Source organism: Chitinophaga varians, from assembly GCF_014529945.1.
Lineage (GTDB): Bacteria > Bacteroidota > Bacteroidia > Chitinophagales > Chitinophagaceae > Chitinophaga > Chitinophaga varians.
In genome coordinates this window covers 646085-660771 of the sequence record NZ_JACVFB010000004.1, presented here as the reverse complement: position 1 = coordinate 660771, position 14687 = coordinate 646085, and the positions used below count along the sequence as shown (strand labels likewise).

12 protein-coding genes are annotated in these 14687 nt (G+C 50.0%); 7 read left to right on the top strand and 5 right to left on the bottom strand.

What is annotated here, in order from left to right; all coding sequences use genetic code 11:
- Positions 1 to 124: 124 nt before the first annotated feature.
- The 5 genes from ICL55_RS23075 (at position 125) to ICL55_RS23055 (ending at position 5673) form a co-directional block, all read left to right on the top strand.
- Complete coding sequence (locus ICL55_RS23075; protein WP_188101797.1) at positions 125 to 1363, top strand: Bcr/CflA family efflux MFS transporter; 1239 nt, start codon at positions 125 to 127, stop codon at positions 1361 to 1363.
- A 366-nt stretch (positions 1364 to 1729) separates the two neighbouring features.
- The gene (locus tag ICL55_RS23070) at positions 1730 to 2737 is read left to right on the top strand and encodes a helix-turn-helix transcriptional regulator (protein ID WP_188101795.1); all 1008 of its coding nucleotides are present in this window, start codon (positions 1730 to 1732) and stop codon (positions 2735 to 2737) included.
- Between the two features lie 97 nt (positions 2738 to 2834).
- Entirely contained in the window at positions 2835 to 3905 is a 1071-nt protein-coding gene (locus tag ICL55_RS23065; RefSeq protein ID WP_188101793.1) for a serine hydrolase domain-containing protein, read from the top strand.
- Between the two features lie 31 nt (positions 3906 to 3936).
- The gene (locus tag ICL55_RS23060; protein ID WP_188101791.1) at positions 3937 to 4320 is read left to right on the top strand and encodes a TfoX/Sxy family protein; all 384 of its coding nucleotides are present in this window, start codon (positions 3937 to 3939) and stop codon (positions 4318 to 4320) included.
- A gap of 117 nt (positions 4321 to 4437) precedes the next feature.
- Positions 4438 to 5673, top strand: coding sequence for a cation:proton antiporter (locus tag ICL55_RS23055; RefSeq protein ID WP_188101789.1), 1236 nt, complete (start codon positions 4438 to 4440; stop codon positions 5671 to 5673).
- Positions 5674 to 5719: 46 nt separating this feature from the next.
- Here the strand turns inward: ICL55_RS23055 and ICL55_RS23050 are convergent, their stop codons facing one another.
- A complete protein-coding gene (locus ICL55_RS23050) occupies positions 5720 to 7876 on the bottom strand; it encodes a glycoside hydrolase family 3 N-terminal domain-containing protein (RefSeq protein ID WP_188101787.1) in 2157 nt (718 codons plus the stop codon).
- A gap of 132 nt (positions 7877 to 8008) precedes the next feature.
- Here ICL55_RS23050 and ICL55_RS23045 point away from each other — a divergent pair, with 132 nt between their 5' ends.
- Entirely contained in the window at positions 8009 to 9136 is a 1128-nt protein-coding gene (locus ICL55_RS23045) for an aminotransferase class V-fold PLP-dependent enzyme (protein WP_188101785.1), read from the top strand.
- A gap of 2 nt (positions 9137 to 9138) precedes the next feature.
- On the opposite strand, the gene ICL55_RS23040 is transcribed toward ICL55_RS23045, so the two are convergent.
- From ICL55_RS23040 to ICL55_RS23025, 4 genes are all read right to left on the bottom strand, one after another.
- Positions 9139 to 9534, bottom strand: a complete 396-nt coding sequence (locus tag ICL55_RS23040; protein ID WP_188101783.1) for a DUF1634 domain-containing protein — start codon at positions 9532 to 9534, stop codon at positions 9139 to 9141.
- Positions 9535 to 9543: 9 nt separating this feature from the next.
- The gene (locus ICL55_RS23035) at positions 9544 to 10377 is read right to left on the bottom strand and encodes a sulfite exporter TauE/SafE family protein (protein ID WP_188101781.1); all 834 of its coding nucleotides are present in this window, start codon (positions 10375 to 10377) and stop codon (positions 9544 to 9546) included.
- A 12-nt stretch (positions 10378 to 10389) separates the two neighbouring features.
- A complete protein-coding gene (locus ICL55_RS23030; RefSeq protein WP_188101779.1) occupies positions 10390 to 11043 on the bottom strand; it encodes a FadR/GntR family transcriptional regulator in 654 nt (217 codons plus the stop codon).
- A gap of 130 nt (positions 11044 to 11173) precedes the next feature.
- The gene (locus tag ICL55_RS23025; protein WP_188101777.1) at positions 11174 to 12007 is read right to left on the bottom strand and encodes an aldo/keto reductase; all 834 of its coding nucleotides are present in this window, start codon (positions 12005 to 12007) and stop codon (positions 11174 to 11176) included.
- A 557-nt stretch (positions 12008 to 12564) separates the two neighbouring features.
- Here ICL55_RS23025 and fusA point away from each other — a divergent pair.
- Positions 12565 to 14616 carry an elongation factor G gene (gene fusA, locus ICL55_RS23020; protein ID WP_188101775.1) on the top strand — a complete coding sequence of 684 codons (2052 nt, stop codon included), beginning with the start codon at positions 12565 to 12567 and terminating at the stop codon, positions 14614 to 14616.
- Positions 14617 to 14687 lie beyond the last annotated feature (71 nt).

The following is a 14687-nucleotide window of genomic DNA, read 5'->3' as shown; positions in this document are numbered from 1 at the left end:
TCAATCATCAACCGATAGTTATCATTTTCCTCTATGCGATCATCAATATTATCATTCCGCTAAGAAGTGAAAGGAATAAAATGGTTGTTCTAATTTTACAGCCTGATATTTAAACCAACAGACTGTGACACAAGAACATACCCGATCCGGCTATTTTTTCCTGATATTGATACTCGGCTCATTGACGGCGCTCGCGCCTTTTTCCATAGATATGTACCTGCCAAGTTTTCCGGCGATCGCCAAAGACTTTGGTGTGGAGCAGGCCCGTGTGGGACTTTCCCTCTCCAGCTTTTTCATCGGTATTTCCGCGGGGCAGCTGCTCTACGGCCCATTGCTCGACCGCTTTGGCCGCAAAACACCGCTGATACTGGGATTACTGGTATACCTGGTGGCCTCGCTGGGCTGCGTATATGCGGGCACGTTAAACAGCCTGGTAATACTTCGTTTTATACAGGCGCTGGGTAGCTGTGCTGCCACCGTGGCATCTGTAGCGATGGTACGCGACCTGTTTCCGGTAAAAGAAAACGCGAAAGTATTTGCCCTGCTGATGCTGGTAGTAGGCGCCTCTCCCATGCTGGCGCCCACCATAGGCGGATATACCGCCGCCGCTTTCCACTGGCATGCAGTGTTTGTAGTACTGGGAGGTATCGGTCTCCTCCTTTTGCTGGCTACCATCTTATGGCTGCCCGAAAGTTATAAGCCCGACACCTCGTTGTCGCTGAAGCCAGGCCCTATCATCCAGAGCTTCTGGACAGTGGCCACCACCCCGCAGTTCTATACCTACGCCTTCACCGGCGCCATCGCTTTCTCCGGGCTGTTTGCCTATGTGTCCGGCTCTCCGCAGGTTTTCATGGATGTGTATCATCTGGACGGTAAAACCTATGGCTGGATTTTCGCAGGCCTCTCCATCGGCTTCATCGGCTGTAGCCAGGTCAACAGCCTGCTGCTGAAACGTTATGAAAGCCGGCAGATCGTACCGGTAGCCCTCACCCTGCAGGGTCTCGTCGCCGTGGTGATGGCTGTGGGCGCATGGAACGACTGGCTCAGTCTCACCAGCCTGCTGGCGCTGCTGTTCCTCTTCCTTTGCTGCCTGGGTTTCATCAACCCTAATACGGCTGCCCTTTGCCTGGCGCCCTTTACCAAAAACGCAGGCACGGCTTCCGCACTGATGGGCGCGTTGCAAATGGGCGTTGGCGCGCTGGCAGCAACCGTAGTCAGCCTTTACGACACCCACAACGCTGTTCCCCTCGCCTTCACCATGTGTGGCACTTCGCTCGTAGCATCGGTGATCCTGTTCATCGGGCGCCGGCAGATCAAAACCACTGTTTCGGCTGAAAAAGGCAGTGCCGTCTTATCCCACTAGAAAAATTCATCAGAAAAATTCCATCTCCCTCTAACAGGGGAGATGGACATACAATTGTTTTCCCCGATCTTTGCTACTATAAAAAAAACTGTAGTCATCAACCCAATGTTGCCCCGGAAAAAAGATTTCTCCGGATGAAAGAAAGATATTAATTTATCGACATATTTAAAGACTGGATAGATAGTCTTCTATTTTGTTTGAAAAAAACCCGGATTTGATATAGTACTTTTCTGCGTGATACACTGTTTTAAATAATGACAAAAACAATATATCACAGGCACAAATAACCATGACTTTCTAACTGACCTATTCCTGTTAAGTAAGGATTATGTATTCGTGACAATCAGTTTTAATCGTATTTTTTTTATGGATGACCAAAATACTATCAAACCCACGCCAGAACGCAAGATACTTCTGATAGAACGTGACGACCAGTATTTTACCCCTTTGGAACTAATCCCGGACGATTTCAACGATACCGTGATTCCCTTTGCCCGTCAGTATTTCAAGCAGGACGCGGATTGCGATATGTTCTGCCAGAATATCAAAGTAAGGGATTTTTCCATCTGGCACCATGAAGTACTGGCCAAAAGAAATATTCTGCTCACCCCCTATTCACCGCGGCATATCCTGGCCCTTCATTTTAACCAGGCGGACGCGGTGGTTGCCAATATCCATGGGAGAGGCGATTTCAACATGGTAGGACGACAAATCTGCCTGTTCAACCTGCCGGAGCAAATGCACACCGTTCCCGTTATTCCCGGGATACAGATCAGCAGCTTCCATATCAACATCATACCTGGTTGTATGGGCGCGCTGGTACGGGAATTTCCGGAACTCAGAGGTCTGCTGGGCAAAAAAGTCACAGACCAGAGCGAACCGCTCAATCAACGCGACTGTACCACCAATATCGCTATCCAGCAGCTGCTGGACGTGATCAAGGAATGCCGACTGATTGAAGACCAGGCGGAATGCCTCCTGCGCCGCTGTTGTGTTGCCATCTTCAGCAATTATCTCTGCCAGGACGCTACACCGGAAAACATCAAACGCCCGGTAGACGATGACACGCTAACACGTGTATTTCATTACCTGAAAGACAATGTACAACTGGAGTCCCCGCTGATGCACACGGCCTTTCTGTTTAACCTGCCCAGCGCAGTACTGGCAGGCGCGTTTGAAAACATGTTCTACATTCCCCTGGAGGATTTTGCTTTCCAGCAGAAAATGCTGAAAGCTTATCACCTGCTGGTATACAGAGATATTGCCCTCGCTGAAATCGCCCACAGCATTGGCCTGCCGGACGAACAAGCGTTTACCATCGCATTCATCAACTATTTCCATTGCGATCCGGTGTATATACGGAACGCCCAATGACCATGTCCTATTCATATATCCGCCGTCGCCTGAGAAATTTCAGGCGACGAGCGGAGTTTCTCTCCGTTTTTCCGTCCTTTGCACAAATTTCTTTTTCATGCGTGCATCCCTGTCAGCGCTCCTGCTGATGCTGTTTTTTTCCGTTACCACCACGGCCCAGTCCTTTCAAACCTACGCTGATAGTCTCCGGCAAGCTCATCACATCCCCGCCCTCGGTTACGCGGTAGTATCATCAGACACTATTTTGGACATCGGGATGACAGGTGTCTGTAAAATCAATACAAACATCCCTGCCACCATAGATCATCAGTTTCGGATAGGCTCCAATACCAAAGCCATCACCTGCATGATCGCGGCTATGCTGGTGCAGGCACGCGTCATCACCTGGGACACGCCGTTCTTCATGCTTTTCCCCGGTTGGAAAACCAGCGCAAACAAAGTGTATCATCACCTCACCCTGCAACAATTGCTAACCTTCCGTAATAACCTCGCCCACTATACGTACACCTATCCCCTTCCCCGTCCACAACAAATTACCGGCAGTGAAGCGAATCAACGCCTGCAATTTGCCCGCTGGCTGCTGCAACAGCCACCCGTCACAGATACCGGGCTTAATCTCACCAACAGTGGTTATACGCTCGCCGGTCTTATGCTGGAAAAAGCCAGCGGCAAAACCTATGCACAACTACTGAAAGTACTTGGCCAACAATTACACGTCCACCCGGGCCTCGGCAGCCCTAACGTTGCCGACAGTACGCAGCCATGGGGCCACGATGCGCAAGGCCATCCCGAACCACCAGCCTATCAGCCCAAACTCAACTGGTTACAGGCTGCCGGCAACATCCACATCAGCCTGCGGGACTATGCCCGGTTTGTACAGGAACAACTTCGCGGCCTCGCAGGAAAATCGTCGCTCCTCCCCGCTGATGTTTTCCAACAACTGCATTTCGGTCTTCCCGGCTTTGCCTATGGCTGGTTCACAAACATCAATGCTAAGGGCCACGCGGTATCACAGAACAGCGGTACGCCAGGCACCTTCGTCACCACGGTAAAAGTTATTCCTGCTGTCAACCGCACCTATATTGTTTTTACCAATATCCAACAGGAAAATACCACGCGCGTGGCTGACACGCTCCTGCATACACTCGAAATAAAATATGGATATTAACCTGTATCTTTAATAGATAAACCCCTCTCATATGGCTTTCGACGAAAAAATGGCCGATCGCGTCAGAGAACTGATCGCGCCGGCGTCTTCCAACGTGGAAGAAAAGAAAATATTCGGCGGCCTCTGTTTTATGGTCGATGATAAAATGTGTGTAGGTGTAAAGGCAGACCACATCATGTTACGCATCGATCCGGCGCTGACAGATGCGGTGCTGGAAGAAGAAGGTTGCACCCCCATGGTGCATGGCGGCAAAACAATGCCCGGGTTTGTGTTCGTAGACAACAGCGCCCTGCATACCAAAAAACAGCTGGAACACTGGGTGGACAGAGCTTTAGCGTACAACAAGTTGGCACCCCCATCCAAAAAGAAAACAGCAGCCACCCCGAAAAAGAAAGCTGCCGCTAAAAAAAAGTAGCCGTTCCGGGCCGCCAGTAGGGCGATTTACAAATGTTTTTCTATCTTTAGCGCCCCCTATAGTGATAGCATTATCATTTTTAAATCTGTATTCTTTAACTGGCATTATCTGGAAGCTATGAACACTTTTACAATTATTACGGCTTTAATCACTATCAGTGCGCTGATTTCGTACATCAACAACCGGTTTATCAAACTCCCCGGAACCATAGGCGTGATCGTGGTTTCACTGTTGCTGTCCCTGCTGATTTTGTTTACCGGTAAAATTTTCCCCGACGCCTACGCGTTCATCAAAGACCTTACGAGCAGTATCGATTTTACACAAACACTGCTGGATATTATGTTAGGCTTCCTCCTGTTTGCGAGTGCCCTGCAATTTGATTTCCAGAAACTGAGAGAACAACGATACCCTGTACTGATACTCAGTACCGTCGGCGTAATCGGCTCTACCTTCATCTTCGGGTATCTGTTGTATTGGGCCACGGGACTGCTGCACATAGAACTGCCATTGCTCTACTGCCTGCTGTTTGGTGCGCTCATCTCACCTACCGATCCGGTGGCGGTGATGTCTGTGCTGAAAAAATCCAAAGTGCCTTCTTCGCTGGAAACTATCATTGGCGGTGAATCCCTATTGAATGACGGTACCGGCATCCTGCTCTTTGTGATCCTGAAAGAGCTGGCAGCCAGCTCCGACGCGCATGTCTCCTTTTCACATACGGTCGCCCTGTTTTCGCAGGAAGTGTTCGGTGGCATCCTGCTGGGTGTTATCTCCGGTCTGGTGGCCTATCGCACCATGAAACGGGTAGATGACTTCCAGATCATTGTCATGGTATCTTTATCCATGGTCATGGTGATATCCGTACTGGGCGCTATGCTACACGTGTCTATTCCGCTGGCAGCAGTATCTGCCGGCCTTATCCTCGGCAATACCTCCCTGGGTACCAAACAGTCGGAAGACATGCAGCGCTATTTCCATAACGTATGGCACCTCATAGATGAACTGCTCAACACGATTCTCTTTGTAATGATCGGATTGCAGATCGTACTCATGCCGTTCCTTAAGAACTACTGGCTGACAGGCCTCTTTGCCGTAGCCTTTGTGCTGGTGGCCAGAGCCATGAGTATCTACCTCCCATCATTACTGCTAAAACGATCATTGAAAACAACCTACAAGGGCATTACCATATTGGTGTGGGCCGGTCTTCGTGGGGGCATCTCCGTAGCACTGGCCATGTCTCTCCCGGAGTCTCCCTACAAGGAAATCATTCTCTCCGGAAGTTACTTCGTAGTGCTGTTCTCTATCATCATACAGGGACTCACCCTGAAACGGGTGGTCAACAAAATGATCGCATAACGGCTGCAAAAAAAGAATGCCAGGGCTTTCGTCCTGGCATTCTTTTTTATTTTACAACCATGTTACGTGTGAGTTTAAAATCAGCGGAAGAAGACCCGATGTGTACCCCGTAAGTTCCCTTATACAGTCTCCAGCGCTGCTGTTGCAGGTCCCACTTCTGCAATTCAGCCATCGGTATTTCCAACGTCACGGCAGTGGTATCGCCTTTTTTTACCAGCACCCGTTTAAATGCTTTCAGCTCTTTCAGCGGCATCCGCTCCTGATTCGGATAAGTGATGTAAGCCTGTAATACTTCGTCTCCATCCATATTGCCGGTATTACGCACGTTAACGGTCATACGAATTGTATCATTCAGTCTGTAACCGTTAGCGGGCGCCTGTTGCCAGTCATACGCAAAAGAGGTGTAGCTCAGACCGAAACCGAAAGGATAGGCCACCTTGCCTGTAAAGTACCGATAGGTACGGTTTTTCATGCTATAGTCCTTATAATCCGGTAGGTCTTTCAGCGATTGATAAAAGGTGACCGGGAGTCGCCCTGCGGGCGAATATTTTCCGAAGATGATATCTGCGAGTGCAGTACCACCCTGTTCTCCGGGATACCATGCCAGGATGATCGCATCGGCATAAGGTTCGATGGCAGAGATATCTACCGCGCTGCCGGCCGTCACCACGGCGATGATCGGCTTCTTATGCGCGGCCCTTAATTTCTGCATAAACACAACCTGCGAACGGGGAAGGCTCAACGAATTTTTATCACCACCGGAAGCCGACAGGAAAGCATCTCCCTCTTCCCCTTCCAGCAAGGGCGTCAGCCCTATCACCGCAACGGTCACGTCGCAGTTCTGAGATGCCCAGATACCGCCAAAATGCAGCGTATCGGTAAAGTCGCATCCCTGGTCGTACTGTGTGGCCATGCCTGGTCCGGCAGCTTTACTAAGTCCTGCGGTAAACGTCACCATATTCCCGGATACGCCGTGATAATTACCCATCAAGGCTTCCAGCGAAGCGGAGTTAGAACCGGTGACCAGCATGGAAGCGTATTTGTCTTGCTGCAATGGCAGCACGCCGTTATTCTTCAACAGTACCATGCTCTCCCTGGCGGCCTGCAATGCCAGCGTAGTATGCCAGGCATTGTTGACACTATCAGCCCCATAACCGCTATAGCGGCTGCTTCCCGCCGCATCATACAGCCCGAGTTTCATCTGGGTACGCAGACTGGCACTCAGTGCACTATCTACCTCGGCAGACTTCAGCCATCCTTTATCGATCGCTTTTAACACGTCGTCCTGTAAAATATTGGCGCAGTCCAGGTTGACACCAGCTTTGATAGCAGCGGCAGCCACTTCCTCACGGGTAGGAATAGCTTTGTGACGCAGCCAGATATCGTCCAGCGCCCAGCAGTCGGTCACTACCTGCCCGCCGAATTTCCATTCCTTCCGCAGGATGTCTTGTAGTAAAGTATTACCGGTACAGCAAGGCTGACTGTTTACCCGATTGTAAGCACACATGATAGATTCCACATGACCATCCACCATCTTTTTAAAAGCATAGAGATAAGTTTCCCGCAGGTCTTTTTCATCTACTACCGCGTTAAAGCTGTGACGGTCCGCTTCCGGTCCGCTATGTACCGCAAAATGTTTGGCGCAGGCAGCTGTTTTCAGCGCCCCCGGTTCATTTCCCTGCAGTCCCTGCACAAAGGCACCAGCCATCACACCTGTCAGATAAGGATCTTCCCCGTAGGTTTCCTGGCCCCGGCCCCACCGCGGATCACGGAAGATATTGACATTCGGTGTCCAGAAATTAAGCCCCATATACTGCACATGACGCCCTGCGGCAACAGCGAGATTATATTTCGCGCGGGCTTCCGTGGAAATGGAAGCAGCTACTGACTGCGCCAGCGGAGCGTTAAAGGATGCCGACAAACCGATAGCCTGCGGATACACGGTGGCTTCACCCCCACGGGCAATGCCATGCAAGGCTTCATTCCACCAGTTGTAAGCAGGAATATGCAGTCGCTCAATAGCGGGACTATTATATCCCAACAGCGAAATCTTCTCCTGTAATGTCAATGTATGCAGCAGATCCTGAACGCGCTGATCAATCGGCGCGCCTGCCTTTCGGAACAGTGGCTGTTCCTGTGCGCACAATGTTCCCACCGGTAGCAGCAGCATCACATATGCCAGCAGTTTTCTTTTTTTCAACATGCTAAAAGCCTTAAATTGTATAAGAATTAATTCCCGTCGTACATCGCAAGTTATCATGTTTATTTCGTAAACAAAACGGGCACCGGCGGATTGCTTATTAAGAATCAACAATTAATAAAATAGTATAAAAAGATGATAGCCACCGACAGCAAATGGGAGAAAATAAGAGCCGATTATCCGGTCTTCAATAAATATACTTACCTCTTCACCAACGGCGGCGCGCCTGTTGGCAAACCAATAGTCGCCAGGGCACAGGAACTGCTGACCGACCTGAGTGAACAGGGCCGCGGCGTAATGTCTGCCTGGGTACCGGAAATAGAGGAAATCCGCGCGTCTATTGCCGGCTCTATCCACGCTGCTCCTTCGGAAATCGCCTTTATCACCAATACCGCGCAGGCAATGGGGTTACTGACAGGTATGTTCCCCACCACGTTTGAAATCCTCAGCATGAAGGATGATTTCCCTACCAGCTTCGTACCGTGGATACATCACGGTCATCCTGTCCGGCTGGTACAGGCAGCATCAAACGGCGCCATACCTGTCAGCGCTATCGAGCAACAGATCACGCCCGACACCCGTATCCTGATCCTCAGCCATGTGATGTTCCGCTCCGGCTACCGCCACGACCTGGCAGCAGTAGGCGCTTTGTGTAAAAAGCATGGTATCATATTGATTGTGGATGCGACCCAGTCTTTTGGCGTCAATGAAATTGATGTGGCAGCTCATCACATCGACATCCTCATTTTCCATGCGTACAAATGGGTAACAGCAGGCTATGGCGCCGGCGGCATGTACGTATCTCAGCAACTGCTGGAAAAATATCCGCCTAAAACCATGGGATGGTACAACGTCACCTATCCCAATCCCGATTTTGATATCATACAGGACTATACGCAGTTTATACCCAAGCAGGACGCCCGGGTGTTCGAACAGGGAACGCCGGCTTTCCTCAACATACTACTGATGGGAGAAGCCCTGCGATATATTGAAGCGATTGGCGTGGCCGATATCAACGACTACATACAATCACTGATCAGCTACCTGCACGAACAGGCGCAAAAGCATCAGATTGAAGTCCTCTCCAATTTTGAACCACAGCACCTTTCATCGATACAGCGACTGAAAATTTCTCCGGAACAATTTGAGCTGCTGGAACAGCGCCATTTTATGGCCCGCTATAAAAATAACATGCTCACCGTGGCGCTGAATTTCTATAACAACAAAGGCGATATTGATGCACTTTTTGCAGCGCTGCAATAACGCTATACTTTCAGGCCGCCAAACATACTGAACAGGATGATGCCCAGTACCATCAGGGTAATCACCACATACATCCGGTCTTTCTCCACGGCAAAGCCGATCAGGGAAAAGAACACACGCAATATGGGTGTCGCCAACAGTATCAACGCACCAAACTGAATAACTGCTGATGGTTTGAAGGAGGCCAGGCCACGGAAAATACCGCCGAAAGTAGTGTATTCTTTTCCTTCTCCGGTAAAGGTACTATAGTCAGGAAGACTGTCAGCGCCGTGCTTGGCCAGGTATAACACCCCGCCAATGAAAGCAATGGCGCTGGCAGTGATCACGCCGGTACGCAACACCTGTCCTACCAGTAAAGCAATATCCCGGTCGCCCGTTAATGTTTTGATGAGTTTCATGGCTGATGTTTAAAACTGGTGATGTAAGCCGTTGTAGATCATTTCCAGCGCCACAAAAGAAATAGCCACGCAGAAAATGTATCGCAACGTTTTCGGGTTCATGATCGTGAGCAAACGCGCGCCGGTAAAGGCTCCGCCCAGTACACCCAATACCACCGGAAAGGCAATCCCCGGGTCAATATAGCCGCGCTGAAGATATACCACCGCGCTGGCCGCAGCGGTAACACCGATCATAAAGTTGCTGGTAGTAGTGCTTACTTTAAATGGTATCTTCATGGCGCCATCCATCGCCAGCACTTTCAGGGCGCCGGAGCCGATACCCAGCAACCCGGATAAAACACCCGCCAGCAACATAATAGAGAAACCGCCGCCAATGTTCCGGAGTTTGTAAGGCACTTCACCCTGCGGCGTTGGATAACTGCTGTTCAGTTTTAACACATAAGATAACCGGCTGCCTTCCTGTAAAGTATGCTCCTGTTTTTTGCGAACTGTCATCAATGCGGAAAAAATCAGCACTACCCCAAACAGTATGGCAATGGTATTGGTAGGCGTAAAAACAGCGATCAGCGCCCCTCCTACGGCCCCCAATGTGGTGGCGATCTCCAGGAACATGCCCAACCGCACATTGGTAATTCCCTCTTTGATGTAAGCCGATGCCGCGCCGGAGGAATTGGCAATGGAAGCCAGCAACGCCGCGCCGATAGCGTAACGGATATCAACGTGGAACACCAGCGTCAGCAAAGGGATTACTACCACGCCGCCACCCAGTCCGGTCAGTGAACCTAAAAGGCCCGCCACATAAGCACCTGCGAGGAGTATCAGACTAAAAATAAGTATGTTCATCTTTCGGAAAGTTTAATAATTGTTGTCCAGTATATCTTCCATGGCCTGCCGGGATAACTTCACATTGCCGCTTTTGATGGCCTCATACAGCTGCTCGTGCAGGTGGTGGCTGATCGCAAAGTGACTGATGCTTTCCGTATCCCTTTTGGCAAAAAAGTCGCGTATCACCACGGTGAAACTGCGATACAGGTCCGCCAGCACATGATTACCGCTGGCTTTGGCAATAGCGGTATGAAAAGCGATGTCCGCTTCCATACAATCCTGGTACTGCTGCCCGAGAATGGCCGCTTTACGTAGGTCGAGATATTTCTTCATTTCCGTCAGCGAGGTCTTGGTATGATGCTGCGCTGCCAGTTTCACGATCTCATAGTCCAGCATACGCCGCACCTGATTGATCTCTTCAAAATCAGCCCGCCGCAGCCGCTGGTCCAGCGACTCTGTCTGTACCGATTCACTCACAAAAGTTCCGGAGCCTTGTTGCACACGCAATACTCCCGACATAGCCAGCGTTTTCACCGCCTCCCGGATGGTAGAACGCCCCACGGCGTACTGCACCATCAATTCAGGTTCTGTCGGTATCTTCTGCCCTGGTTTGTAAATCCCCTGAGAGATGTCTTTCTGGATAGCGTTGATGACGCGGTTGGAAAGTTTCGATGTCTGGTCCATATAAAACTGATTACTGTACAAAGGTATGATGTTTCAAATAAACATCAGATGTTTTAACAGAAAAAATAAAAAAAGCCGCCTCTGCTGTGAAGAGACGGCTATGTAACAAGCATGATCCGAATGCTTTATGCTAGAAATTAAAATTGTCAGGGTCGGGGCCTACTCTTTCGCCACGGTCCAGCGCATCAATAGCTGCTACATCTTCCGGGGTGATCTCAAAATTGAAGATCTCCGCATTAGAAATGATACGTTGTTGCTGAACGCTCTTAGGGATGGTCACCACTCCTTTCTGCAGGTCCCAGCGCAGTACCAGTTGCGCTACAGACACACCATATTTTTCGGCGAGCTGTTGCAATTGGGGCACTTTGAACACTTTACCCTGCATCAACGGGCTCCAGGCCTGGTATTGAATATGATGCTGACGGCAGAAGTCCAGCAGGGTTGGTTGTACCAGGAACGGATGGAACTCGAGCTGATCTACCATAGGCAGTACATTGGCGCCCTGGAACAGGTCTTCCAGATGATGCTGCAGGAAGTTGCTCACACCGATGGCTTTCACACGGCCGTCGGCATACAGTTTTTCGAATGCGCGCCATGTTTCTTTATACTGTCCTTTTACCGGCCAGTGTATCAGGTAGAGGTCCAGATAATCGGTTTTCAGTTTTTCCAGCGATTCATCAAACGCTTTCAGGGTTTTATCATATCCCTGGTCAGCATTCCAAACTTTGCTGGTAATAAAAATATCTTTTCTGTCTACTTTATTATTGGCCACAGCTGTGCCTACGCCCTCTTCGTTCTCGTAAATAGCTGCAGTATCGATATGCCGGTAACCTGCATCCAGTGCATAAGTTACGGCATCTATCACTTCCTGTCCGTCATTGGTTTGCCACACGCCCAATCCCAAATAAGGCATCTTTACGCCATTAGCCAGCTGCACGGTGCCTGTAAGATCTGTAATATTCATTCGTTTATATTTTATCTTGAAATGATACACAAAAGTACACCCCGTCTTTTAGATAACATTGGTACAATTCTTTGAATTTTCTGTAAAAATAGAAGACAATTGAAACGCGTTTTTGTTGGCATAAAAAAAATCACTATATTTGCATCGCAAAAATTCACTTGCGTTAAAACAGATGAAACAGACCTTTAAATATCAGACAAACAGGAAAAACGATTCCGTTATCAGAGCGGTAATTGCAAGTACCCGTATTGTCTTTATTCAAGACGGGGAGGCAGATCCAACCCGGATATAAGAGGTATCATCAAATGAAATAACTCCCATTATCATACTGGAGGCCTCTTCATCCGAAGAGGCCTTTTTATTTTGTCTCCCCGCGCTTCCCCGATCACCATTTTACATGCTGTAAATGATCATTGCCTTATGAAAGTATTGATCACAACAATGACTGTATACATCCGGCCATACCGGTAATGTCTGGCATGCTGTTGCCTAAACGCAAAGCCTCTCATTACCGCATGAGAGGCTTTTTTATTCCATTTTTTAAAGAAGATTATTATATGAGACAACAATTGTCCCGATTCAGAAATATAGGTATCATGGCGCATATCGACGCCGGCAAAACGACGCTCACAGAGAGAATGCTGTATTACACCGGCCTGACACACAGAATGGGTAACGTAGATGACGGTAATACCATGATGGACACGGACCCGCAGGAAGAAAAACGGGGTATCACCATCTCTTCTGCTGCCATCACCACCTACTGGAATTATGCAGACGATAAATACCAGATCAATATTATTGATACGCCCGGACACGTGGATTTTACGGCTGAAGTGGAACGCTCCCTGCGTGTGCTCGATGGCGCCGTGGCAGTCTTCTGCGCCCGATCCGGTGTGCAGCCGCAGTCGGAAACCGTATGGCGCCAGGCCAATCACTACGGCGTGCCACGCATTGTGATGATCAATAAAATGGACCGTCAGGGCGCAGACTTTCAACGGGTAGTCAATGAAATACGGGAACGCCTACACGCTAATGTGATTCCGTTGCAATTACCTATTGGCCAGGAAGACAATTTCATGGGCGTGATAGATCTCGTCCGCATGAAAGCGCTGCTCTGGCATGATGATGACGGTAAGCTGTTTGAAGAAAAAGACATACCGGAACAACTGCTGGAAACCGCCATGCAGGCGCGCCGCAGCATGATAGAAGAACTGTCGCTGTTGTACGAACCATTGCTGGAGCAGTACACCGGTTCGCCTGACAACGTCAGCGAAAACCTGATCGTGGAAGCGATGCGTTATGCTACGCTCAACATGCTGGCCGTACCCGCTCTGGCAGGCGCCGCCTATAAAAATAAAGGCATACAGCCGCTGTTGAATGCGGTAGCTGTCTACCTGCCTGCTCCGGAAGATATCCCGGTGGTACATGCTGCCGACCCGGATTCGGGCGAAGCCATCACCATACCGGCCAACACCGACGCCAATGTGGCTGCGCTGGCCTTTAAGATCATGGTAGATGACTACGTAGGCAGGTTGACGTTAGTGCGCGTATATGCCGGCATATTACGCACCGGCGATATGCTCTGGAACAGCCGCACCGGCCGCACAGTCCGCATCAGCCGCCTGCTGCGTATCATGTCCGACAAGTTCGAGCCCGTCACTGAAATAGGTGCCGGCGATATCGGCGCTGTAGTAGGACTGAAAGACGTTAAAACCGGCGACACCCTGGCCCATCCGGACCATCAGGTGCTGCTGGAACGCATCAGCTTCCCTGAACCCATGATCGGTTATGCCGTGGAAGCGAAAGCCTCTAAAGATGCAGACCGGCTCGGCGAAGCACTGGCAGGACTGCTGGATGAAGATCCCACCCTGTCTGTGGAAGTAGATAAGTCCTCCGGCCAGACCATCCTCAAAGGCATGGGCGAACTACACCTGGAAGTGGTGCTGGAAAAACTGGCAACAGAATACCAGCTGCAGGTCAACAAAGGTGCGCCGCAGATTGCGTATAAGGAGATATTCACCCGCCCCATCACCCACCATGAAGTGTTTAAAAAACAAACCGGTGGCTCAGGTAACTTTGCAGACATTACGTTTGAACTGTCGCCACGGGAAGATGGTAAACCGGGACTGGAATTTATCAACGACATCAAAGGTGGCGCCATACCGAAGGAGTTCATCCCTTCCATCAGCAAAGGCTTTGAAACGGCGATGAGAACCGGTCCGCTCAAAGGATACCCCGTTCACGCCATGCGCATACGATTGCTCGATGGAAAGATCCACTCCAACGACTCTCACGCGCAGGACTTTGAACAGGTGGCCATGATCGCCTTCCGCAACATTGCAGCGCAGGCCGGCCCGTTGATGCTGGAACCTGTCATGTCAGTGGAAGTGACCACGCCGGAAGAATATACCGGCGCGCTCACCGGCGATCTCAACAGACGCCGTGGTGTGATCAGGCACATGGAAATCAAAAACAATGTGCAGGACATCACCGCCAGCGTACCACTGGCCGACCTCTTCGGATATGTAACCACCTTGCGTACCCTCTCCTCCGGAAGGGCTAACGCCTCGGTCACTTTTGAAGCATATCAGCCGGTCAGCCGCTGACCACCAACAATACAACCAAGCCCTGGTACTTCACGGTATCAGGGCTTTCTGTTGAGTACCATTATCAGAAT